Below are 22,120 nucleotides of genomic sequence, written 5' to 3'. Positions count from 1 at the left end.
CGAACGCGGAGGTCGCCACAACCCGCGCAGGTCGTGGGATGGGAGTCCCGAGTCGGGCAACGCAACAACGAATTGGGATGCAGGCGGGAGGTAATGCGCATCCGATATCGCAGGAACCAAAGCACAGACATTGCATACCTTGCATTCCTGACCCGGTTTGCAGGCGTGAGGCTTGGCGTTTCCCGACGAGCCATGCGTCATATGTTTCGTGTCGCAACAGTCATGCATGGTCATCGCTTTCATGCTGTCGCCACTGGTCTGCATCGGGCATTTCTCGACAATCTGGGACGCAATAATTCCTGCCGTTGCCACGAAGGGCAGGGCAAAGGACAGAAACACGACCAGGATAAGCCGAAAAAGAGTCATATCCAAGTATTATAGAGGCGGAGTTCCATATTCGGAAATTTGTCTGAAAATGAAATCACGAATCGACGTGAAATCCAGCAAATTTTTCAGATCATACCTTGAGTGGCAGCTGACGCCAGCTTGATGCAAATTACCCTCCGGCAAGATATGCCAGTACAAGATTCACCTTGTGGTACCAAGCTCTTTGTACAGTATTCCTACCCCAACAGATCCTGTATTTGATTCTTCTGTTGAGAAGTCAGGTCTTGTAGTGACATCAATCGCTGAAGATGCCACTTACGTTTACGAAAAAATTCGATCATTTCGGATTGGAATGCTACTGCTTTTTCATGAATATAAGTCCATGGATCGCGCTGAATTTGTTGCCAGATGCCAAATGGCACGTGACAATCTATTAAAGGCATCTAGTCGCGGAGAATTATTAATTGAAAAATTAAGATTACGAGCAAATCAAAAACCATTTTGGAAATTTGGGATGCGCTAACCGATGCCATTAAGAGGGCACCAGCGAAATATTGCGTCGGACGCTGCGATTTCGACATTTGCCCCAATTCCTTCTGGAATTGGGGCGATAGTTGTAGCCCCCATTCCCACGATAAGGTAAAAGTTTGCCGAAAGGACGAATGGCGAGCGTACAAATGACATGCAATGTCGAGCCAAACAAGAATGAATGTCACTTCGTGAGATTGAAAAATAACAACGAAGCAGGTTACTTCAAGAAACTTTTACCTTATCGGGGGATGGACAGAAATAGCTAAAATAGATCTCAAAACGTGGTGTTAAGGATCTGAATCATGCGTTCAAACAAACACTGTTTAATGACGTTTCAGCCGAAGTGCATTCCCAATGACGGAGGCAGAACTGAAACTCATCGCCAGCGCGGCTATCATGGGTGATAACAACCAGCCGGTCAGTGGATATAACACGCCGGCGGCAACCGGAATGCCTAAGGCGTTGTAGAGGAAGGCGAACATCAGGTTTTGCTTCATATTGCGTATGGTGTCTTCGGACAGAGCACGCGCAATCGCAATACCACGTAAATCACCCTTGACCAGGGTAAGTTGGGCGCTATTCATCGCGACATCCGTGCCCGTTCCCATGGCGATACCCACGTCGGCCTTAGCCAGAGCCGGTGCATCATTGATGCCGTCACCCGCCATCGCAACAATTTTTCCCTGATTTTGTAGTTGCTGTACCAGATTGAGCTTATCGGCTGGCTTGACTTCGCCATGCACTTCGTCGATGCCCAGTCGGGTGCCAACCGCACGCGCTGTAGTCAGGCCGTCACCGGTTGCCATGATAATGTGAAGACCTGTTGCTTTGAGCGCAGCTAATGCTTCAGCGGTGCTGGATTTGATGGGATCGGAGACTGCGAGAAGCCCAATAAGCTGCCCATTCAGCGCCAAATGCATGACGCTGGCCCCTTCAGAGCGCAAAGTCTCGGCTTGTGCCGCCAGTGATTGAACGGATATGCCGAGCTGATTCATCAGAGAGGTATTGCCAAGCGCGAGCCGACGCCCACCAACTAAGCCTTGTACCCCGATTCCCGAACCAGACTCAAAATTTTCTGCTTTCTCCAGCTGCAACCCACGTTCGCGGGCCGCGTGCACTATGGCGTCCGCTAGCGGATGCTCGCTCCCCTGATCCAGGCTGGCAGCCAGGCGCAGTATTTCGTCAGCCTCATACCCCTGCACCGGTACAGAACGGTGGAAGCTGGGTCGTCCCTCCGTCAGCGTGCCGGTTTTATCGATGATCAGCGTGTCGATTTTGCGCAGATTTTCGATGGCGGCCGCGTCGCGGAATAGAACACCATGCGTGGCGCCGCGCCCGGTAGCAACCATAATCGACATGGGGGTTGCGAGGCCTAAAGCGCAAGGACAGGCGATGATCAAAACGGCTACCGCATTAATCAGACCGTAAACCCAGCTGGGTTCGGGACCAAACCAACCCCACCCAAAGAACGTCAGCAGGGCGATGGAGACGACTGCCATCACAAAATAGCCGGCAACCTGATCAGCCATGCGTTGCATGGGGGCTTTGGAGCGCTGAGCCTGAGCGACCATCTGCACGATTTGTGCCAGCATGGTAGCGGAACCGACGCGCTCGGAACGCATCACCAGGGCGCCATTGGTATTGAGCGTTGCGCCAATTATGGTATCGCCTGTGCGTTTGCTGACCGGTAACGGCTCACCCGTCAACATGGACTCATCCACGGCGCTGCTGCCCTCAATAACGATGCCGTCTACTGGTACTTTTTCTCCGGGACGGATGCGCAGCAGATCGCCAATATGCACATGCGTCAGCGGCACATCTTCCTCTCGACCGTCGTCGAGAATGCGTCGCGCTGTCTTAGGCGCCAGTCCGAGCAGGGATTTAATGGCTGCGGATGTTTGCGAGCGCGCCTTCAATTCCAGTATCTGGCCGAGCAGGGTGAGCGAAATGATGACCGCCGTGGCTTCAAAATAAACACCTATTCGCCCCATCGATCTGAATGAGTCAGGAAATACTTGCGGAGCCATTGTTGCAACCACACTGTAGATAAAGGACGCTCCGGTACCTAGTCCGATCAATGTCCACATATTGGGACTGCGATGAACTACCGATAACCAGCCCCGTGCAAAGAAGGGCCAACCGGCCCACAACACAACAGGCACAGACAAAAGCAGTTCAATCCAGCTTTGCGTCGACATATCGAACCAGGCAAGCCGATGGCCTGCCATCGCCAATACCGTCACAATCACCGTCAGCGGCAATGTCCACCAGAATCGTCGACGAAAATCGGTCAACTCGGGGGCGTCGTTCTCATCCAGTTCCGGCAGCACGGCTTCCAGTGTCATGCCGCACTTGGGACAGGAGCCCGGATGATCCTGCCGGATCTCGGGATGCATCGGACAAGTGTAGACGGCTCCATCCGAACGTGCAGGTTCAATTGCAGCATGATCATGCAAGTCCAGGTGAGCTGCATGTTCGGGCACCGCGGTTTTATTTACGTATACATACTGCGTCGGATTAGTCACAAATTTTGTCCGGCATTTGTCGCTGCAGAAGTAATAGACAGCTCCGTTGAATTCTTCATGATGATTTGAATTTTCTGTCACAGACATGCCGCAGACCGGATCTTTCAACATCCCCGGCATGTCTGTATGGTGTTCCGCATGTTGTCGATGTTCCATAGATGGTCTGCCTGTCTATTCCTATGTCGGACTACCTGTTTTAATGATGTGCGGAATAAATCTTGGTGTTCGCTGCGCGTAGCTGTCATAGGCTGCACCGAATTCCTTGCGCATTTGGTTTTCCTCGGTAACGGCCAGTCGCCCATACATGAATAGCAGGACAGGAAACATCAACAAGGTCAGCAGTGTAGGCCATTGCAGAAGGAAACCCAGCAGTATCAATACGAAAGCAATGTACTGTGGATGGCGAACACGTTCATAGGGGCCGCTGGTCGCCAGCGTATGACGCCTTTGAGCGTGGTACAAGATATTCCATGCTGCGGACAATAAATAGAAGCCATATCCGAGGAAGATGTAGCTGGCAATATGCAGCGGTGAGAAATGCGGATCTCCTTTTTCACCTAATAACGTTGACCACAGGTGCCCAGTGTTATGAGACATAAGATCAAGTCCGGGGTACCGTGTTTGAAGCCAGCCGGATAACAGATAGATCGTCAGCGGAAAGCCATACATTTCAACAAACAGAGCCACTACAAACGCCGCAAAGGCTCCAAATGTCCGCCAATCCCTTGCGCTTGCCGGTTTGAAAAAACTGAAGGCAAACATGATGAAGATCGCCGAATTGATTATCACCAGCGACCAAAGCCCGTAAGCTGCTTCCCCGTGATTCATGACGGATCTCCTGGTTTACGAGGATTACTGTCATCCGCATTGTCGTGCTTACTCTGATGATGATGCCCATGTCCTCCATGACCGCCGTGCATGAAAACATGCATCAGCGGGCAAGCGAGCAGCAACAGATAGGGGAGCGCGCCAACTACATGCGCCAGATGTTCGGTCAGCAGAAAGTAGACTGCTACAGCGCCGATGATGAGCAGACCTATGGCGTAGCGCGAAGACCAGAAACTGGGCGGGCCGTCATGCCCTTCATGTTGATGATTCATGATAACGCTCCATTGCTAGTGACTATTTGGCTGGCGTAGCAGGCATTTGATCCATCATCATCTGCATCATGGACTCCATCATTTCCATGCGCTTTTCCATCATTTTATGATGATCGGCCATATTCATACTCATGTCTTTGGTTTTTTTTGCGGGCATGGAGGCCATGTCAGGCATTCCAGACATGCCTTCCATCCGCTTCATCATCGCCATACCCTCCTGCATCACCTTTCTATGCTCGACCATCAGTGCCTGCCGTTCTTCCGGAGTTGTTGCCGAAGCCATTTTTTCGTGCATGGCCTGCATAGCCTTCATTTGCTGCTCCATTTCCCTCATCTTGTCGGTTCCTGCTGAGAGAGAGGTTTTTTGATTTGTCACAGCGGGTGGCGCGACAGTTGCCGGATGGTGTGTATCGTCCGCAAGGGCGGGCATAGCCAGTACAAAAGTGGTAGCAAGTACAACAAAACGCATGGTTTTCATTTCAAACTCCCTATCGTAGAAGTAAATGTAGTACAGGTTTGCGTATTTCTGTTTCACTGTAGGCCTTGATACTTAACAGTAACATGACTCAAAAATGACAATTTTGTTATCTTCGCTTAATGTTCCATGTGAGCGGCGTACTCATCCGATTTAGCTCAGGTATTTGACAGTGGCGTAAAGCGCGCCTGTTCTGTAGCTTTACCGGCCAGCGTGACAGAAACGACCGCTTTCATCTCCGGTGCTGAGGCATAATTGCCGCTGGCTTTGAGCGCATTTTCACCATCTGGTGTCAGGTTAAGCGTTGTTTTGGTTTTACCAACGAGTAGTGTAACTGTTCCTGTAGCACCCGCAGTAGAGATTTTGGCCCCGGCATGATCTGTCACATACACAACGACCGGATTGCCTTTCGATTGCTTGCTGTCTTTGGCGACGACCAGCTCAAAATGATATATCCCAGCCATGCGGAGCTGCCCGCCATGGGGCGCTTTTTGAGTATCCAGGTATTCGTCCGTATGTGCGTAAGCGCCGCCCGCTACCAGCACGCTGGCGAATGCGAAGAACTGGATCAGGATTTTGCGTAGTTGCATGGTTTTCTCCAATGTTGAAAAGCGTGGTTGGTTAAAAGCTTTCGTTACTATGTTCGGCGAGTAGTTGCCGCAGGGGTTTCTCTCCCCAAAGCCAAAACATCAGTGGTGTCAGCATGGTATCGAGCAAGGTAGAGCTGATCAGGCCACCGAAGATCACTACGGCGACCGGATGCAGGACCTCTTTGCCGGGCGCATCGGCTGACAGTAAGAGGGGCAGCAGTGCGAAGGCTGCAACCAGAGCCGTCATGAGTACCGGCGTCAGGCGTTCGAGCGAGCCGCGCACGATCATGGACTGACCAAAGGTTTCACCTTCAAGGGAGCACAAATTGATGTAATGGCTGATCTTCAGGATACCGTTGCGCGTCGCGATGCCAGTGAGGGTGATGAAGCCTACCAGCGCGGCCACCGATAAGGGCTGACCTGAAATCCAGAGCGCAAGTACGCTGCCGACCAGTGCCAGAGGAATATTGCCCATGATGATCAACACGAGTCTGGTGGAGTGATAGCGGCTGTAGAGCACCATGAAGATCATCGTAAGAGATATGAGTGCCAGTACCGTAATGAGTCTGGCCGCTTGCTCCTGAGCCTGAAATTGCCCTTCGAGTGCGGTGAAGTAGCCTTGCGGCAGCGGTTTGGCGGATAGTTCGGTACGAATATCCGAGATAACGCCGGCCAGGTCGCGGCCATCGGTATTGGCTGACAGCACAATACGCCGCCGCGAATTTTCCCGGGCAACCTGATTCGGGCCTTCGCTTTCTTCAACGTTAGCGATCTTCGACAGGGGAATGAAACCAGTCGGTGTTTCAATCAGCAAGTCGGCCAGCGCTTGCGGTCCACGAGCGTTTTCGGGCAAACGCACTAACAGATCGAAGCGCCGGTTTCCTTCAACGATCTGCGTAATTTTTTCACCGTCGATCATTTGTTCTAGGCTGCGTAAGAGGCTGCCGGGCGCTGCGCCATAGCGCGCTGCTTCGGCATAATCCAGATGAATCTTGACCTGTGGGATCAGCACCTGCTTTTCGATCTGCAGATCGGTGATACCCGGAATTTTTGCCAGACGTTCGCGTAATTCAGCCGCCAGTCCGCGCAAGGTATCAAGGTCATCACCGTAAACCTTCAATGCAATCTGCGCCCGCACACCGGAGAGCAGATGGTCGAGACGATGCGAAATCGGCTGGCCGATATTCGACACCGCCGACAGCGTGGAAAGACGTGCGCGAATATCGGTAATAATGGCTTCGCGACTGCGACCGGATGGCTTTAAATCGACATCCATTTCGCTGGAATGTACACCTTCGGCATGTTCATCAAGTTCCGCACGCCCAGTGCGACGACCGACCTGAGTGACCTCTGGCACCTGTCTGATGAGTTCCTCGGCCAGAGTGCCAATGCGGTTGGATTCGGTCAATGACGTGCCTGGATTGAGCATCAATCCGATGGTCAGCGTGCCCTCGTTGAACGACGGTAGAAAAGCACGCGGAAAGAATGGTACGCTGGCCCCTACCAGGATCACGATCAGCAATGCGCCGGCCAGAAGCGGGCGCGCATGGGCGAATGACCATTTGAGAAGTTTTGCATCCTGACGTTTGAGCCAGCTGACCAGCGGGCTGTCCTTCGCATGCAATTGCTTTATCCGGGGCAGCAGGTAATATGCCATAACGGGAGTCAGCGTGACCGAAACCATCATGCTGGCGAGGATGGAAACGATATAGGCCACACCCAACGGCGTGAACAATTTACCTTCGATACCTGGCAATACAAACAGCGGTACGAATACCAATACGATGATGACAGTGGCGTAGACGATGGCGGAACGCACTTCCAGCGTGGCGGCGGCAATGACTTCAATAAGCGGTTTCGGGGCGCTGTCGGACCGGTTTGCTTTGAGGCGGCGCAGTACGTTTTCAACGCCGACCACGGCATCGTCCACCAGTTCGCCGATAGCAATGGCTAATCCCCCCAATGTCATGGTATTGATCGATAAACCGAAGTAACGAAACACCAGTGCCGTCACCAGCAGCGATACAGGAATCGCCATCAGTGAAATAATCGTGGTACGTACGTTGAGTAAAAAAAGGAACAGAATCACCGCCACCATGATTGCGCCGTCACGCAGCGCTTCTTCAACGTTGCTGACCGAGTGTTCGATAAAATCCGCCTGCTTGAACAGAAAAGCCGGTTCTGCCACCCCGGCAGGGCGGTTTTTGGCAAGATCGGCGACCGCTTTCTCAACTTCGCGGGTCAGCGTGACGCTGTCCGCCGTAGGCTGCTTTTGCACGGACAAAATCACCGCAGGCTTACCTTGATAGCTGCCATCTCCGCGTTTGACGGCTGCTGCCAGCGTCACGTTGGCAAGCTGTTTGAGCAGTACCGCCTGGCCGTTCTTGACTGTGACAACCAGGTTCTGCAAATCCTCAATGCGACTGGTGCGCCCGATCGCACGAATCAGGTATTCACGCCCCTGAGCCTCAAGAAAGCCGCCGCTGGTATTGGTGCCAAAGTCACGCAATGCGGCATCGAGTTTGTCCCGCTCTATACCCAATGCCTGCAATTGGGCGGGCAGCGGCTCTACGCGGTATTGGCGTACCTCGCCACCGATGGGAATGACTTGCGCTACACCGGGGATGGTGAGCAGACGCGGCCGCATGACCCAGTCCGCATACTCGCGAACGGCCATGGGGCTGACAGCGCTTGACCCGACTGCCTTATTTACCGATGAGTCGATAGGGAGGGCAATCAACAGGATTTCTCCCATGATCGACGAGATGGGTCCCATCTGCGGTACCACGCCAGCCGGCAGTTGTTCGCGCACCAGATTCAGGCGTTCGGCAATTTGCTGGCGATTGCGATAAATATCCGAGCCCCATTCGAATTCGACATAGACGACAGACAAACCAACTCCGGAAACCGAACGTACGCGACTGACGCCCGGCATCACGTTCATGCTGGTCTCGATAGGCAAGGTGACGAGCTGCTCGACTTCTTCGGGGGCCATGCCGCCAGTCTCCGTCATCAGTGTGACGGTGAGCTTGTTCAGATCGGGGAACACATCGACAGGCATATCGCGCAGAGTGAATATGCCGTAGATCATTAACAGTAAAGACGCGCCTAATACCAAAAGACGCTGTTTCAGGCTGGTGTGAATGATGAAATCGAACATGATCAGCGCACCTGTGAAAGCAGGCTTGCGCCATCGGTAACCACACGCTCGCCGTCATGCAAACCGTCGACGACGGCGATATTGACGGCATCCAGTGCTTGCGTACGAATTTTGCGCACAGCAAAGCGCTCGGGGCCGGTGTGCACCCATACGGCAGTTTCTCCGGAACTCAATCTGGTGACCGCTTGCAGCGGCACCGCTGCTCCCTGGATTCCGTGCGAGGTGCGCACGATCACTTTCACCGGTTGTCCGATGACCAGCGTTGCATCAGGCCTGGTTACGCGAAACAGCAAGGGGAGCGCCTGCTCCCGCAACTGGCGGCCGCCGCCGACGAAATTCAATTCAACGGCGATGTCGCCCGCCCGGGCGCTGGCGGATTGCAGTGTGCCGACAATGCCGGGGTCATAGGCCAGCGCTTCCACTGCCAGACGGTTAGGATCGACGATTTCAAACAATACTTCACGGGCATCGACGATTTGGCCGGCTTGCAAACGATTCGATGCGCTCAGTATGCCGCTGACTGGCGCACGCAAAGGGAGGGCACTGTTTACACTGGTCGCCACGAAGCTGCGCCGCTGGCGTAAAGCGTCGCGTTCTATACGGGCACTATCGATTTCCTTTTGAGGGACTGCCCCTTCGAGTTGTTCGTAGCGCTTGAGCTTGCGTTCAGCAATAGCGAGTTGCGCCTCAATTTCCGCCAGCTGTGCTTTTTGGTTACCCTGTTCGATCGCGCTGGCAACGGGTTGCAGATAGGCCAGTACTTCACCTTTGACGACTTTCCGACCGTCGACGGGCATACCCTTGGGGCCCGGTTGAACACTACCGGAAAACGGCGCCTGAATACGGCCGCTGGTTTCAGGATCGGCGATAAGCGTGCCGTTGAGTTCGATGCCGGCTGTCAGCTTACTGGTCTGAATCTGGACGGTGCGAATACCAAGGCGGCGTTGAACCGATTTCGGCACAAACAGGCTCGCATCGGCCAGACGTTGCGGCGCTTCCTGAACGATATTTATCGCTGCAGTTGTCCCTTTTTTTGATATGGCTGACGGTGTTTGTTCATCGTGGTCGTCGTCTCCATGCGCGAACACCCCGGCGCTGCTGATGCTCATCAGGGAAAACAGGATGAGTGCCATGGGTTTAACGGTGAGCTTCAACATCATTGCGCTCCTTTTTTGGGATGGCGGCGACGAGCGATTAATACGATGATTGCTGCCAGTATGAACGCGGCGCCGACACCCCACGCGGCATATCCCGTATTGCGATGACGAGACTCGGCTTCATTGAGTGGGGCGGCAGGAATTTCCAGGTCTGCACTCAGCAGGTCGGAGGTGTCGTTTGTTTCGAGCGAGATCGTCAGCGGCAATTTGCTTCCTGCCGTCAGCTTGTTCAATGCCGCGAAACTCGCTACATACACACCGGGATTGTCTTCTGTGGCGGAAGTATTCTGTCCTCCGGCATCGATCTCCAGTTTGGCGCCGGACACCGGTTCATTGGTTTTGAAGCGATCCACGGTAATGAGCAAGCGGCGATTCTTCGGCTGGCTTTCATCCAGCACGGCCACTAACTCGAAATCTTCACTTTGCGCCGTTGCTCTGGGAGTGATAGCGATGGCTGGCGGCGGAGTCTTTCCTGCATCGCCGTGGTCTTCACCACCGTGAGCGTAGACTGACGCGCCAGAAAGCAAACCGATACCCAGCATGCTGAGCATAATGAAAGAACGATGTATCCAGGTATTCACGGCAAAATTCCCTTTGCTTGATTGAGTTGAGCTCGCGCCGCGCCCAAAGCGACTTTTGCCCGCAGTAATTCCAGACGTACCTCGTTGACGCTGGCCCGTACCCGCATGAATTCAGTCAGACTCAGTTCGCCGAGCGAGAACGCTTTTTCTTGCAGCGCCAATCGTTCGTCGGCCAATGCGGCACGTGTTTGCGCGATTTGACTGATCGACTCAGCGTTGTCGAGTGCTACCTGCGCCTCGCCTTGTTCTGCCGCGATTTCAGCCGTCGTTTGCCTGAGTTCTGCTTCGGCCTTTACCCATGCGGAATTTGCTGTTGCCAGTTTGGGCGCGTTCCTGGCTTCGCTGCCAAACGGGATACGGATGCCGACACGCAGGGTGCTGTAAGCGGGAGTCGCGTAGGCGTCGCGCGTTTGCACCACGCCGACAGACAGCTCGGGCGGATTACGCCTGTCTTCGCGTATCATCTGCATGTCGGCGCGCGCACGTTCCATAGCGGTTTCGGCAAGCGCTATGCGTGGATGGTGAGCAGGGGCAGGAAGGAGCATGGACTCGTCGACGGCGTCGGGTATATCGTCAAGCCCGGTCAGCAGGTGTAAGCGTGCCAGCGCCTGCCGTTCGCGTGTTTGTGTTTCGGCCAGGGCGTTTTTGGCTGCGAAGGTTTCTTCTTGAGCGAGCAGCAGATCGGTGCGGGCGAGCTCTCCTGCTTGCTGCCGACGACGAACATCAGCTTCGAGTTTTCCGGCGGTGCTCAGGCGTTCCACGGCGATACGGGTGTCCGCCCGTGTTGCCGCCACGTTCCAGACGGCGGTACGCAACTCTCCGGCCAGTACGAGGCGGGCCGCTGGTAGCATGGCTTTTGCATCTGCTGCATCTCTGAGAGCAAATGCTTCGCGCGCGGCACGCTGGCCGGGCAGTAAAAGCGGCAGTACCAAGTCGAATTCGCGTTCTCTGACGCCCAGTCTATCGTTGAAGCGATCATTCTTTTCGGATACGCCAATACTTGGCGGTTCGGCCAGCCAGCTATCTGCTACGGCACGACTGGCCTGAGCCTCGCTCTGTCGCGATTCAGCTACCCGCGCTTGTACTGCGCGGTCCCACGCTTTATCGAGCGCTTCGTGCAAGCTGGTATCTGCCCGCACCTGTGTGCTCAGCAAACTCAGCGTCAGCACACAAAGGCTATATTGCAAAGGACGGTACATATACGCTTCCTTAGCGATAGGACTGAAAAACGACAGCCTGACTGTCCTTTTTGACCAGGAATACATCGAACGGATCTTTCCGGCCTTGATATTCCGGCCCGTCCATACCGGGCGATCCCATTGGCATGGCTGGAACGGCAAGTCCGATAGCATCGGGGCGTTCTTTCAGCAGGCGCTGGATATCCCGGGCCGGTACGTGGCCCTCAATAGCGTAGTTACCGACTTTTGCCGTATGACAGGAGCCGAAGCGTATCGGCATACCCAACTTTGTCCGGATATCAGAATTCCCTATATCAAATGTTTTAACGGTGAAGCCATTGGCTTCCAGGTGACGTATCCAGTCTTTGCAACATCCGCAATTGGGGCCTTTCCATACTTCGATAGCGGTTGACGTATTGGCTGCAACGGCATATGGAACGGCGGTGACCAGAAGAAGCAATCCGAGTAGCAGGGGGCGGCGGCGGTCAGTGGATGTCATGTCGGGCTCTCATTCTGGATTGAATTGAATGAGTCGATTGTGCGGTATGCTGCCTGACGACAATCTGTCTGCCAGATTACATTCTTGTTATCTGCGTGCCAGACTCGCCGAAAACCGTCACACTATCGGCAGACATCAATCTAACGAAAGCACGATCATGAAAATTCTCATCGTCGAAGATGAACCCAAGACCGGCGAATACCTTCGTCAGGGGCTCAGCGAGGGCGGTTTCGTCGTTGACCTGGCGCAGGATGGTAACGATGGATTGCATCTTGCATTGCAAGGCGGCTATGACCTGATGGTGCTGGACGTGATGTTGCCCGGTTTGAACGGCTGGCAGGTACTGCAATCTTTGCGTCGGCGCGGGGTGGAAATGCCGGTGCTGTTTCTGACTGCGCGAGATCAGATTGAGGATAGGGTGAAAGGGCTGGAACTGGGGGCTGACGACTATCTGGTCAAACCTTTTTCATTTGCCGAATTGCTGGCACGTATTCGTACTATCCTGCGCAGAGGCCGCAACGGACCTGAAATCACGACACTCAGTGTGGCCGACCTGGAAATGGATTTGTTGCGCAGGCGTGTATCGCGTGCTGGCAAGCGTATCGATCTGACGGCGAAAGAATTTGGTCTGCTGGAATTGCTGATGAGGCGCCAGGGCGAGGTGCTGCCCAGATCTTTGATCGCTTCTCAGGTATGGGATATGAATTTCGATAGCGATACGAATGTGATTGAAGTAGCCGTGCGCCGATTACGTACCAAGATTGATGAAGGACAAGACGTCAAACTGATACAGACGGTGCGGGGTATGGGCTACGTTCTGGAAAATCCGGAGGAAGCCTGAAATGATGCGAGACTTTTCATTGACGAGTCGCCTGACTTTTTACTTCACTGGGTTGGCCGCGGCTGTGGTGTTAGGATTCGGCTGGCTGTTTATGGCAGCGGCGGATCAGCATTTCATCGAACTCGATCAGGCAGCGCTATCGGACAAGAAGCATCTGATTGAAGATGTGCTGGCGAATGCGAATTCTGCAGACGATACTCGCTGGCGACTCGAAGAGGCACTGAGTCATCATCACGGGCTCTTTGCCGCTGTAACGAATAGGAAAGGCATTCCATTGTTCCAGTCTGCAGGGTTCTCCATGCCGCTCAGTAGCGTACCGGCTTCCGTCGATAGTCAGACACCGGTCTGGCAGGTCTGGTCGGTGGATGGACGAGAGCAGCGCGTACTCCGCTTCCAGACCAAACCCGGATATGCCCCGGCGGAGGAGCTTACCGTCACTATCGCGATGGATACAGCGCATCATGCGCAGTTTCTGGCGAGTTTGCGCCACAGTCTGATCATCTACGCGATTGCCGCTACGCTGGTCAGTGGTTTGTTAGGCTGGTTTGCAGCGCATCAGGGGCTGGCTCCGCTGCGCGCCATGAAAACGCGCGCGGCCGGCGTCTCCGGGCAGCAGCTTGATGAGCGCATGCCGGTCGACGCAGTACCGGTAGAAATGGCGGAATTAGCGAAAGAATTGAATCGCATGCTCGACAGGTTGCAAAGCGATTTCAGCCGCTTGCAGGAGTTTTCTTCGGATCTGGCACATGAATTACGGACGCCGATCAGTAATTTGCTGACGCAAACACAGGTAACACTCTCCGCTGCACGGGATGAGGCAACCTATTGCGACGTACTCGCTTCCAATGCTGAAGAATTGCAGCGTCTGGCCCGTATGGTGTCCGATATGCTGTTTCTGGCGAAGACCGAACGCGGCGTCGATTTACCAGGTAAGGAATGCTTTCCGGCCATTCTTGAAGTACAGGCGCTATTAGAGTTCTACGAGGCCGTCGCCGACGAAAAGCATATCAAATTGCGTGTCGACGGGGAGGGCGATATACATGGCGATCGACTGATGTTTCGTCGTGCAGTGAGTAACTTACTCTCTAATGCATTACGACACGCGCCAGAGGGGGGAGATGTTCATGTAGTGATCTCAGATTCACCCCATTTCACCGAAGTCACGGTGGAAAATACCGGCGAAGACATAGCCCCACAAGTTTTACCACGCTTGTTTGATCGTTTCTTCCGTGCAGACCCTGCCAGATTGCATGCCATGTCCACTGGAGCGGGCTTAGGACTCTCCATTACTAAAGCCATCGTAGAAGCTCATAGCGGTACAGCTCAGGTTCGGTCTGAGCACGGTAAAACGAGTTTTACCCTGATGTTCCCCCATTAAAAAACGCATTATTTTAAGTAATAACGGGTCAGCGAGGAGCGCGATATCTACAGAGCCGCTTTAAAAAAAGCCTCCACGTACTTCGCCAAACTGTCCGGGTGAAGTACGCGTTCGTGCAAGCACAGCAGTCTGACTATCCAGTGCGCCGTCTGTGCAAAGTGATGGAAATTCACCCAGCGGTTATTACGCCTGGCTGCACACGCCAGAGTCAGAGCGACACATAGAAGACCAGCGCTTGCTTGGACAAGTAAAACAATCCTGGCTGGAAAGCGGCTCTGTCTATGGCTATCGCAAAGTCTGGCAAGACTTGCGTGAGCTGGGTGAAGTCTGCGGTGTTAATCGTGTGCACCGGCTGATGCGTCAGGCACATCTGAGTTCGCAGACTGGCTACCATCGCCGGCCACGCGCCCGTAGCGGCCCAGTTTCGGTGCATGCGCCCAATCATCTGCAAAGACAGTTTGCACCGACCGAACCGAATCGCGTGTGGGTCACCGACATCACCTATATTCGCACCCATGAAGGCTGGCTGTATCTTTCGTTGGTAGCCTTGATGCCGCGGTTGCCTGTCAAGATGTTTTCAGGACGGACATATTCGCTCTTCCTTGTTCACTAACGGCTAGATAACCTGGCCCGCCAGCTTTTTAATTCGATGTCCTTTTTGACATTTTTCGTAGTTCATCCTTAACACGCTTGGCAACCTCACCGCGCCAGCCTCTTGCATGTGAAAGAAACTGCCCAATCACCCCATAGCCATTACGATCAAGATAGTACGGGTTGTCGGGATCATCAATCTCGTCCATGCAATCAAGTGCTTCTATAGCAGCACGATTGGGAATGTTTTTCCAGTCGTCCCTGATTTTTTAACGTAAATGTGGCGTAGAAAAAAAGTACATTCAGATAATTATGTAAAGGTAGCGGCGAAAGGCAGAAAGNGTCGCGGGTTCGAGCCCCGTCCGCTCCGCCAGTGTTAGAAGGTCTTATAATTCAATGAATTATAAGACCTTTGTCTTTTTGGCTGGTAGCAATCTATGCTCAATTTGCCAGTTTATTTTCGAAATTCCTTCTATTATTTCCATAGCCAATCGCGCTGTGCGGTCGTTGTTCATTATAATTCTGATGCCATTCGTCGATGACTGCCTTGGCGTAGTGCATCAATATCAACCAATGCTCATTTAAGCATTCGTCCCTGAATTTACCGTTGAAACTCTCAATGTAGGCATTTTGCTGTGGCTTGCCCGGCTCGATAAAATGGAGCTTTACACCTTTTTCATAGACCCATGCCTCTAGGGCTTTACCGGCAAACTCAGGGTCGTTATCGACTGTAATTGATTGCGGCAAACCTCGGTTTTTCGCCCCCCCCCCTTTCCAGTACGCGAACTACCCGTTGCCTTGGCAGCGAACGATCGATTTCTATCGCCAGACATTGTTTCGTAAAATCATCGACGATATTCAGGTAGCGAATTCGTCTGCCATTCACCAGACCATCTGAGACGAAATCCATCGACCAGCTTTGATTGGGCGCGGCAGCAGGCGCTTTCTTTTCGCGTTCGATACCAGCGATGCGTTTGCGTTTTCTCCTGCGCACCAGTAATACTTACTTTCCAGATAAACGAATTGCAACGCTAATAATCAGAGCTATTATTCCAACAATAGCGGAATAGCGTTTAAACAGACCTATTGTTTTTATATTTTTAAAATCTATTGATATAACTGTCAATAATATTCCAAGAAACATAAATAGATCCGCAAAAAAAACCTCATCGGCCACAAAATTCATAAAAACATCCTAAGTAAAATCTCACACAAATTTAATTAAATTATCAAATTTGTGTGACGTGGATTTTATTTCTTTTGAGAGAATAATTAATTAAAAATATCTTGTATTGCGTTATTCCTTCAGCAAAACAGAGACAGCGCGATTCACAATGAAGAATATCAAGAGAACACAAACTTATCTGAATGACTTAATAAAATTAAAGCACACATCATTGCGAGAGGTGAAACAGTAGAAATTGCGCTGATACAGCCGGGCATAATAATCCCAGCCGTATTCTGAAAGCCGGTGTCGCGTCTTATGCAGCTTGCTGGCTTTCCAGTTCTCCATCCAGCGCGTAGACCACGTCGTTCAGCATTTTGCTCAACTCTGCCGTCATCAGGGAAAAGTCGGCATCAAAACGTTCTTCTTCGTTTGTTCCTTGATCCTTGCCTTCGTCCAGAATATCCAGAGGCTTGATACGCTTGATAGTCAGGGTGTCTGTCAGCACAAAACTGATTCTGTCATCCCAGGTCAATGCGAGCTTGGTGCATTGTTTGCCTGCCGCGATATGCTTTTGTACGTCGTCCGGATCAATCGTATGCCGGACGTAGCGCACGGTAGCTTTGTCTTCAGTGGACGACTTTAACTCGGTATCCTGATCGATGGTGAAGCTCTTGGGAGCCTCATTGGCAGCCAGCCAGCCGGTCATTGCAGCCTGAGGAGAGGATTTCACGCGCAAGCCCTCCAGCGGCAGCTTGTCGCAACATTTCAGCAACAGTTTGATCACCTCGTCTGCCCGCGCGGGACTGGACGCATCAATCACCAGCCAGCGATTTTGCGGATCAATCCAGACCAGGGTGTTGCGTCTGACGCCAAATGCGCGTGGTGTCAACTCATCAATGACACGTTCTTTGAGGTCTTTCATTGCTTTGCGACCAGGTGCAAAGCCTTGCTGTTCTTCGATTTCTGCGGCGCGTGCCTTGGTAACCTGATTCACGACGCTGGATGGCAACAGTTTTTTCTCGGTAGCCAGAGCAATCAGAAACTGATGATTGACACTGTGTACCAGTAAATCGTTGTTCCGTGGTGAAGTCCAGCCCTGACTTTGCATTTCATTTGATGCACATTGTGAAAAGGCAATTTTTGATAATTGCGCATGTAATTCCTCTGCACTGATTTTCCATGGTGTTGCAAGGCGGAAGATCTGTAAATTCTTAAACCACATAAGCTATCCCGACGACGAAAACTGCCTATTCTACACGTCAGCTGCGAGCGGTTCGCGTCCAGATTCGAGGTATTCACGCCATCGTCCTGCAGTTTGTCGCAAACGCCTCGTCACTGCTCCTGACCGGTTCCATACTGCATACATTGCAGTCGCCAACCAACGAAAGGAGGCACCATGTTGCAACAAATTCTGACACACACGCCCGTCTGGGTCTGGGTCTTGCTTGGATTTCTAATCTACCGCGGCATCAAGGCGAGCCAGGATCGCGAGATGAGTTTCTGGGCGCTGACTATTATTCCGGTAGTGATGTTGCTGCTGTCTTTGCAGGGGCTGATACAACATTTTGGCCTGCAGCTGCAGTTATTGGGGCCGTGGATGCTGAGTTTGTTGCTGACGGGGGCGCTGGCTATGAAATACAGTACACCGGACAGCATCCGGATCTTGCCAGCCAAAATAGTGTTCCTGAAAGGCAGCTGGCTGCCGCTGATTCTGATGCTCAGTATTTTTACACTGAAATATGCAGAAAACATCCTCATCATCATGCAGCCGGCGTTACGCGGCGATTTGATATTCACTCTGGTATGCAGCATCGTGTTTGGCATCACGAATGGATTATTTTTTGGAAAAGTTTTTGCAGCATTCTACTTGCTGTCACAAAAGGACGGCATGCAGGCCGCATAAAATCGGTGATCTGCTCGGTAGCACGGACATGGCGCAGGGGAGACAGTATAATGACCGCTGTCCATATTTAGTATTCTTGCCAAGATGCAAGAAAAATCCGCGCCATGTTAGCTGAACAAAAACAAGAAATCCTGAATCTGATCGAAAAAGCAGTTGCACCTTTGCTGGCAGGCAGTGAGCTGCAGACTACGGTCTTGCTGGAACGGCCACGTGACCCGTCTCACGGGGACATTGCCTGCAATATTGCGATGCAGATTGCTAAACCAATGCGTAAAAACCCACGTGAACTGGCTCAGGCAATTGTGGCTGATCTGCAGGCGCAAAATCATCCGCTGATCGCATCGGTCGAAATCGCCGGGCCGGGATTTATCAATATCCGCATTGCCACTGCCGCCAAACAAGCCGTTGTGCAGACCGTGTTGCATCAGGGCGAGCAGTTCGGTAGAAGCCAGCGTGGCGTCGGGCAGAAAGTGGTGGTGGAATTTGTATCTGCCAACCCGACCGGACCATTGCATGTCGGCCACGGACGGCAGGGCGCACTGGGCGATGCGCTGGCAGCGTTATTGGATGCACAAGGCTATGCGGTGAGCCGTGAGTTTTATTATAACGACGCCGGAGTCCAGATCGGGAACCTGGCGTTGTCTGTGCAGGCACGGGCGAAAGGCTATGCGCCGGGCGATGCTGACTGGCCAGAGTCTGCCTACAATGGTGACTACATTGCTGAGATTGCACGTGATTTTCTCGATAAAAAGACGGTCGCTGCCAGTGACGGCGTGCCTGCCACAGGCAGTGGCGATGCTGAGGATATCGCATCCATCCGCCAGTTTGCGGTCGCTTACCTGCGCCGGGAGCAGGACACCGATTTGCAGGCGTTCGGAGTGAAGTTCGATAACTATTATCTGGAAACTTCCTTATACACCGATGGCAAGGTCGAAGCGACCGTGGCTGCCCTGAAGGCTGCCGGTAAAACTTATGAGCAGGATGGCGCGCTCTGGCTGCGTACCACGGAATACGGTGACGATAAAGACCGTGTCATGAAAAAGTCGGACGGTACTTACACTTATTTTGTCCCCGATGTCGCCTACCATGTGACCAAATGGGAGCGTGGTTATCGCAAAGCCATCAACATTCAGGGCAGTGATCACCACGGTACGATCGCGCGGGTGCGGGCAGGTTTGCAGGCACTGAATGTCGGGATTCCGCAAGGCTATCCGGACTACGTACTGCACAAAATGGTGACCGTCATGAAAGACGGCGCCGAAGTCAAAATTTCCAAACGTGCCGGTTCCTATGTCACTGTGCGTGATCTGATCGAATGGTCAGGAAACGGGGATGTCGTCAAAGGGCGCGATGCCGTGCGTTTTTTCCTGATTTCACGCAAGGCGGATACCGAATTTGTCTTTGATGTCGATGTGGCACTGGCCCAGTCGGATGAAAATCCTGTGTATTACGTCCAGTATGCGCATGCCCGGATCTGCTCCGTGCTGGCACAATATGCGACAGACGAGGCGGCTTTCGCGCCGCTGGCCAACGTTGATCTGTCACCACTGACCGCGCCGCGCGAAGCCAGTCTGCTGGCAAAAATTGCGGAATACCCGGAAGCGCTGGAAAAAGCGCTGGATGAACTGGGACCGCATCAGGTCGCTTTTTATCTGCGCGATCTGGCAGCAGAGCTGCACAGCTATTACAACGCCGAACGCGTGCTGGTCGATGATGAGGCAACGAAACTGGCGCGTCTGGCATTGATGTTGGCAACCCGGCAGGTGTTGCGCAATGGCCTGACACTGATTGGTGTTTCCGCGCCAAACAAGATGTAAGCGGAAACGGTTTCTGCCATATTCCATGGCTGCAGAAACCGTATTGTGTGAGACAGTGAGATTATTTTTTGCCGGAGACGCATGAAAACACCTTCTACGACATTGCAGCATCAGCGCGGCAACACGCTGACCGGAATCATTATCGGACTGGTCATCGGACTGGGAATCGCGGTAGCGGTTGCCTTGCTGATTACCAAATCATCTACGCCGTTTACCAACAAGGGTGGTAAAAGCGATAAATCTGATCAGCCCGTGACGCAGTTGCAGGATCCGAATAAACCTTTGTACGGCAACAAGGATGCGGTGAAGGAAGCCGCGAAAGACGTTGCCAAAGCGCCTGAAACGGTTACACCGGCGAACAGCGCCGCACCCGTGAAAACCGCAGAAGTTAAAACAGAGAGCAAACCTGCGGCGGATAAGCTGGCAGACAGCGCCAAGGCCGACAGCGCTGACGACAAATACATTTACTTCCTGCAGGCCGGAGCATTCAAGGAGCAGGCCGATGCAGAAAGCGCGCGGGCCCGACTGGCACTGATCGGCTTTGAAGCGAAAGTCAGCGAAAAAACTTCTGATACCGGCACCATGTATCGTGTACGGATCGGCCCTTTCAGCAATATTGAAACAATGAACCGAATCCGTTCCAAGCTGTCAGAAAACAGTATCGACGTGGCAGTGGTCCGTACCGCGAAGTAATGGCTGACAGGAATTTTTCAGTAACCAACATACAGAGAGAAAAAAGATGCGTGGATTGGCTCAGGTAATACGGGGCGTGTTATTCGTCGGTTTGGGATTGCTGGCCAGCGGTGCCGGTGCTTCGCCCGCGATGCCGCAAAATGGCACCGAGTATCGCGTGCTGGGGCGGCCACAGCCGACCGAAAGCGGCAAGAAAGTGGAAGTCGTTGAATTTTTCGCCTACTTCTGCCCGCATTGCAATGCGCTGGAGCCTTTGATCGCCGAATGGGTAAAGAAACAGGGTGACAATATCGTCTTCAAACGGGTGCATGTGAATTTCCATAATCTGGTGACGCAGCAAAAGCTGTATTTCACACTGGAAGCGATGAACAAGACTGATGAGTTCCATGTCAAGGCTTTTAACGCTTACCACATTGACCGCAACCGTCTGGCAACCGATGCCGATGTGATGAATTTTGTTGCCAAGTCCGGTCTGGATAAGCAGAAATTCAGCGATGTTTATAATTCCTTCACGATTCAGAGTAAACTGGCCCGTGCCAATCAGATGATGGAAGCCTATCAGATTGACGGCGTACCGACGATTGCGATTGATGGTCGCTACGTGACTTCACCGGCTCAGGCCGTGGCAACGCTTGGACGTTCGACCGAAGACATGCAGAACCGCGCGGTATTGCAGGTGATGGATTTTCTGGTAGCCAAGGCGCAGAAAGAAAAAACAGCCGGTGGCGCGCCGGCTGAGCCAGGCAAGAAAAAATAAACGCACACGTGCATCATTCAGTCCGCCTTCGGGCGGACTTTTTTTATGGGCAGATAACGGATGGAAAATGTGTTTATCACCGGCGCATCGTCCGGTATCGGCGCGGCGCTGGCACGGGTGTATGCCGGACGGGGAGCAACACTGGCACTGGTGGCGCGGCGGCAGGCGCAGCTGGAGCAATTGCGCCACAGTCTGCCCAATCCGCAGCAGCACCACATCTATGCATTGGATGTGACCGATCATGCCGCTCTGGCGCAGGCGGCGGCTGATTTTTTGCAAAAGACGGGTACAGTGCATACCGTGATTGCAAATGCCGGTATCTCGGTCGGCACCCTGACCGAATGCGAAGGTGATCTGCCCGTGTTTGAGCGCGTGCTGCAGACGAACCTGATCGCTACCGCAGCGACATTTGCACCGTTTATTCCGGCAATGAAAACCTGCGCCCGCCAGCAGAAGTGCCAGCTGGTCGGCATCGCCAGCGTAGCGGGGATACGGGGATTGCCAGGAGCCGAAGCCTACAGCGCGTCGAAAGCGGCCGTCATCAGTTATTGTGAATCCCTGCGGGTGGAGCTGCGTTCCAGCGGTATTCGCGTGGTAACAATTGCACCAGGTTATATCGATACGCCGATGACGCAGGTGAATACCTATCCTATGCCGTTTCTGATGCCGGTGCCGGATTTTGCGCGCAAAGCTGTGCAGACGATTGATGCCGGGCGTTCCTACCGCGTGATTCCTTGGCAGATGGGCATCGTCGCCAAGATGCTGCGCCTGCTGCCGGACTGGTTGTACGACCGGGTATTTTCCCGCGTTCCGCACAAGGCACGCACACCGGGCCACGATCAATGAACA

23 protein-coding genes and 1 pseudogene are annotated in these 22,120 nt (G+C 53.1%); 10 read left to right on the top strand and 14 right to left on the bottom strand.

Annotated elements, in window-relative coordinates; genetic code table 11:
• Positions 1 to 192 precede the first annotated feature (192 nt).
• Together HV832_RS01965 and HV832_RS01960 are read left to right on the top strand one after the other, a co-directional pair.
• Positions 193 to 381 (top strand): hypothetical protein, encoded by a 189-nt coding sequence (locus HV832_RS01965; protein ID WP_176801852.1) that lies wholly within the window; start codon positions 193 to 195, stop codon positions 379 to 381.
• Positions 382 to 535: 154 nt separating this feature from the next.
• Positions 536 to 850: a hypothetical protein gene (locus HV832_RS01960; protein ID WP_176801851.1), complete on the top strand. Its 315-nt coding sequence runs from the start codon at positions 536 to 538 to the stop codon at positions 848 to 850.
• A gap of 331 nt (positions 851 to 1,181) precedes the next feature.
• Here the strand turns inward: HV832_RS01960 and HV832_RS01955 are convergent, their stop codons facing one another.
• From HV832_RS01955 to HV832_RS01910, 10 genes are all read right to left on the bottom strand, one after another.
• Complete coding sequence (locus HV832_RS01955; RefSeq protein WP_176801850.1) at positions 1,182 to 3,539, bottom strand: heavy metal translocating P-type ATPase; 2,358 nt, start codon at positions 3,537 to 3,539, stop codon at positions 1,182 to 1,184.
• A 21-nt stretch (positions 3,540 to 3,560) separates the two neighbouring features.
• Positions 3,561 to 4,211, bottom strand: coding sequence for a methyltransferase family protein (locus HV832_RS01950; RefSeq protein WP_176801849.1), 651 nt, complete (start codon positions 4,209 to 4,211; stop codon positions 3,561 to 3,563).
• Positions 4,208 to 4,483, bottom strand: a complete 276-nt coding sequence (locus HV832_RS01945; RefSeq protein ID WP_176801848.1) for a DUF2933 domain-containing protein — start codon at positions 4,481 to 4,483, stop codon at positions 4,208 to 4,210. Before HV832_RS01945 ends, HV832_RS01950 begins: the two co-directional genes overlap by 4 nt.
• Positions 4,484 to 4,505: 22 nt before the next feature.
• The gene (locus tag HV832_RS01940; protein ID WP_176801847.1) at positions 4,506 to 4,961 is read right to left on the bottom strand and encodes a hypothetical protein; all 456 of its coding nucleotides are present in this window, start codon (positions 4,959 to 4,961) and stop codon (positions 4,506 to 4,508) included.
• A 155-nt stretch (positions 4,962 to 5,116) separates the two neighbouring features.
• Positions 5,117 to 5,548 carry a hypothetical protein gene (locus tag HV832_RS01935; protein WP_176801846.1) on the bottom strand — a complete coding sequence of 144 codons (432 nt, stop codon included), beginning with the start codon at positions 5,546 to 5,548 and terminating at the stop codon, positions 5,117 to 5,119.
• 31 nt (positions 5,549 to 5,579) lie between these two features.
• A complete protein-coding gene (locus HV832_RS01930) occupies positions 5,580 to 8,708 on the bottom strand; it encodes an efflux RND transporter permease subunit (RefSeq protein WP_176801845.1) in 3,129 nt (1,042 codons plus the stop codon).
• 2 nt (positions 8,709 to 8,710) lie between these two features.
• Entirely contained in the window at positions 8,711 to 9,868 is a 1,158-nt protein-coding gene (locus HV832_RS01925) for an efflux RND transporter periplasmic adaptor subunit (protein ID WP_218131924.1), read from the bottom strand.
• Positions 9,865 to 10,446, bottom strand: a complete 582-nt coding sequence (locus HV832_RS01920) for a hypothetical protein (protein ID WP_176801844.1) — start codon at positions 10,444 to 10,446, stop codon at positions 9,865 to 9,867. The genes HV832_RS01925 and HV832_RS01920 overlap by 4 nt, the downstream gene beginning before the upstream one ends.
• On the bottom strand, positions 10,443 to 11,645 hold the full coding sequence (locus tag HV832_RS01915) for a TolC family protein (RefSeq protein ID WP_176801843.1): 1,203 nt from the start codon (positions 11,643 to 11,645) through the stop codon (positions 10,443 to 10,445). Before HV832_RS01915 ends, HV832_RS01920 begins: the two co-directional genes overlap by 4 nt.
• A 10-nt stretch (positions 11,646 to 11,655) precedes the next feature.
• Positions 11,656 to 12,123 carry a DUF411 domain-containing protein gene (locus HV832_RS01910; RefSeq protein WP_176801842.1) on the bottom strand — a complete coding sequence of 156 codons (468 nt, stop codon included), beginning with the start codon at positions 12,121 to 12,123 and terminating at the stop codon, positions 11,656 to 11,658.
• Positions 12,124 to 12,280: 157 nt separating this feature from the next.
• Between HV832_RS01910 and HV832_RS01905 the strand changes: the two genes are divergently transcribed.
• The 3 genes and pseudogenes from HV832_RS01905 to HV832_RS01895 all read left to right on the top strand — a co-directional run.
• Positions 12,281 to 12,964 carry a heavy metal response regulator transcription factor gene (locus tag HV832_RS01905; RefSeq protein WP_176802092.1) on the top strand — a complete coding sequence of 228 codons (684 nt, stop codon included), beginning with the start codon at positions 12,281 to 12,283 and terminating at the stop codon, positions 12,962 to 12,964.
• Position 12,965: 1 nt separating this feature from the next.
• Positions 12,966 to 14,342: a heavy metal sensor histidine kinase gene (locus HV832_RS01900; protein WP_176801841.1), complete on the top strand. Its 1,377-nt coding sequence runs from the start codon at positions 12,966 to 12,968 to the stop codon at positions 14,340 to 14,342.
• 24 nt (positions 14,343 to 14,366) lie between these two features.
• Positions 14,367 to 14,886: pseudogene (locus HV832_RS01895) on the top strand (IS3 family transposase); the annotation flags it as partial.
• 488 nt (positions 14,887 to 15,374) lie between these two features.
• On the opposite strand, the gene HV832_RS17570 reads toward HV832_RS01895, so the two are convergent.
• From HV832_RS17570 to HV832_RS01875, 4 genes are all read right to left on the bottom strand, one after another.
• Complete coding sequence (locus HV832_RS17570) at positions 15,375 to 15,680, bottom strand: integrase core domain-containing protein (protein WP_176801839.1); 306 nt, start codon at positions 15,678 to 15,680, stop codon at positions 15,375 to 15,377.
• Entirely contained in the window at positions 15,655 to 15,927 is a 273-nt protein-coding gene (locus tag HV832_RS17565; RefSeq protein ID WP_176801838.1) for a DDE-type integrase/transposase/recombinase, read from the bottom strand. The genes HV832_RS17570 and HV832_RS17565 overlap by 26 nt, the downstream gene beginning before the upstream one ends.
• A 9-nt stretch (positions 15,928 to 15,936) precedes the next feature.
• Positions 15,937 to 16,119 carry a hypothetical protein gene (locus HV832_RS01880; protein ID WP_176801837.1) on the bottom strand — a complete coding sequence of 61 codons (183 nt, stop codon included), beginning with the start codon at positions 16,117 to 16,119 and terminating at the stop codon, positions 15,937 to 15,939.
• A gap of 295 nt (positions 16,120 to 16,414) precedes the next feature.
• Positions 16,415 to 17,323, bottom strand: a complete 909-nt coding sequence (locus tag HV832_RS01875) for a recombination-associated protein RdgC (RefSeq protein ID WP_176801836.1) — start codon at positions 17,321 to 17,323, stop codon at positions 16,415 to 16,417.
• A gap of 138 nt (positions 17,324 to 17,461) precedes the next feature.
• On the opposite strand from HV832_RS01875, the gene HV832_RS01870 reads away from it, so the two are divergent.
• The 5 genes from HV832_RS01870 to HV832_RS01850 all read left to right on the top strand — a co-directional run bounded on the left by HV832_RS01870 (position 17,462) and on the right by HV832_RS01850 (position 22,117).
• Positions 17,462 to 18,004, top strand: a complete 543-nt coding sequence (locus HV832_RS01870; protein WP_399311120.1) for a DUF6622 family protein — start codon at positions 17,462 to 17,464, stop codon at positions 18,002 to 18,004.
• 104 nt (positions 18,005 to 18,108) lie between these two features.
• Positions 18,109 to 19,821: an arginine--tRNA ligase gene (argS, locus tag HV832_RS01865; RefSeq protein WP_176801834.1), complete on the top strand. Its 1,713-nt coding sequence runs from the start codon at positions 18,109 to 18,111 to the stop codon at positions 19,819 to 19,821.
• 81 nt (positions 19,822 to 19,902) lie between these two features.
• On the top strand, positions 19,903 to 20,514 hold the full coding sequence (locus HV832_RS01860; protein WP_176801833.1) for an SPOR domain-containing protein: 612 nt from the start codon (positions 19,903 to 19,905) through the stop codon (positions 20,512 to 20,514).
• A 46-nt stretch (positions 20,515 to 20,560) separates the two neighbouring features.
• Positions 20,561 to 21,271 (top strand): thiol:disulfide interchange protein DsbA/DsbL, encoded by a 711-nt coding sequence (locus tag HV832_RS01855; protein WP_176801832.1) that lies wholly within the window; start codon positions 20,561 to 20,563, stop codon positions 21,269 to 21,271.
• A gap of 60 nt (positions 21,272 to 21,331) precedes the next feature.
• A complete protein-coding gene (locus HV832_RS01850; protein ID WP_176801831.1) occupies positions 21,332 to 22,117 on the top strand; it encodes an SDR family oxidoreductase in 786 nt (261 codons plus the stop codon).
• Positions 22,118 to 22,120: the final 3 nt, after the last annotated feature.

Origin of the sequence: Cognatundibacterium oligocarboniphilum (assembly GCF_013377855.1) — a bacterium.
GTDB classification, from domain to species: domain Bacteria; phylum Pseudomonadota; class Gammaproteobacteria; order Burkholderiales; family Burkholderiaceae_D; genus Undibacterium; species Undibacterium oligocarboniphilum.
This window is presented reverse-complemented; position numbering and strand designations above follow the sequence as displayed.

Bases quoted from the DNA above. Each gene is read 5' to 3' on its own strand.
- HV832_RS01965 (WP_176801852.1), top strand. From the start codon at position 193: ATGCGTCATATGTTTCGTGTCGCAACAGTCATGCATGGTCATCGCTTT.
- HV832_RS01955 (WP_176801850.1), bottom strand. From the start codon at position 3,539: ATGGAACATCGACAACATGCGGAACACCATACAGACATGCCGGGGATG.
- HV832_RS01950 (WP_176801849.1), bottom strand. From the start codon at position 4,211: ATGAATCACGGGGAAGCAGCTTACGGGCTTTGGTCGCTGGTGATAATC.
- HV832_RS01945 (WP_176801848.1), bottom strand. From the start codon at position 4,483: ATGAATCATCAACATGAAGGGCATGACGGCCCGCCCAGTTTCTGGTCT.
- HV832_RS01940 (WP_176801847.1), bottom strand. From the start codon at position 4,961: ATGAAAACCATGCGTTTTGTTGTACTTGCTACCACTTTTGTACTGGCT.
- HV832_RS01935 (WP_176801846.1), bottom strand. From the start codon at position 5,548: ATGCAACTACGCAAAATCCTGATCCAGTTCTTCGCATTCGCCAGCGTG.
- HV832_RS01930 (WP_176801845.1), bottom strand. From the start codon at position 8,708: ATGTTCGATTTCATCATTCACACCAGCCTGAAACAGCGTCTTTTGGTA.
- HV832_RS01925 (WP_218131924.1), bottom strand. From the start codon at position 9,868: ATGATGTTGAAGCTCACCGTTAAACCCATGGCACTCATCCTGTTTTCC.
- HV832_RS01915 (WP_176801843.1), bottom strand. From the start codon at position 11,645: ATGTACCGTCCTTTGCAATATAGCCTTTGTGTGCTGACGCTGAGTTTG.
- HV832_RS01910 (WP_176801842.1), bottom strand. From the start codon at position 12,123: ATGACATCCACTGACCGCCGCCGCCCCCTGCTACTCGGATTGCTTCTT.
- HV832_RS01905 (WP_176802092.1), top strand. From the start codon at position 12,281: ATGAAAATTCTCATCGTCGAAGATGAACCCAAGACCGGCGAATACCTT.
- HV832_RS01900 (WP_176801841.1), top strand. From the start codon at position 12,966: ATGATGCGAGACTTTTCATTGACGAGTCGCCTGACTTTTTACTTCACT.
- HV832_RS01880 (WP_176801837.1), bottom strand. From the start codon at position 16,119: ATGAATTTTGTGGCCGATGAGGTTTTTTTTGCGGATCTATTTATGTTT.
- HV832_RS01875 (WP_176801836.1), bottom strand. From the start codon at position 17,323: ATGTGGTTTAAGAATTTACAGATCTTCCGCCTTGCAACACCATGGAAA.
- argS (WP_176801834.1), top strand. From the start codon at position 18,109: ATGTTAGCTGAACAAAAACAAGAAATCCTGAATCTGATCGAAAAAGCA.
- HV832_RS01860 (WP_176801833.1), top strand. From the start codon at position 19,903: ATGAAAACACCTTCTACGACATTGCAGCATCAGCGCGGCAACACGCTG.
- HV832_RS01855 (WP_176801832.1), top strand. From the start codon at position 20,561: ATGCGTGGATTGGCTCAGGTAATACGGGGCGTGTTATTCGTCGGTTTG.
- HV832_RS01850 (WP_176801831.1), top strand. From the start codon at position 21,332: ATGGAAAATGTGTTTATCACCGGCGCATCGTCCGGTATCGGCGCGGCG.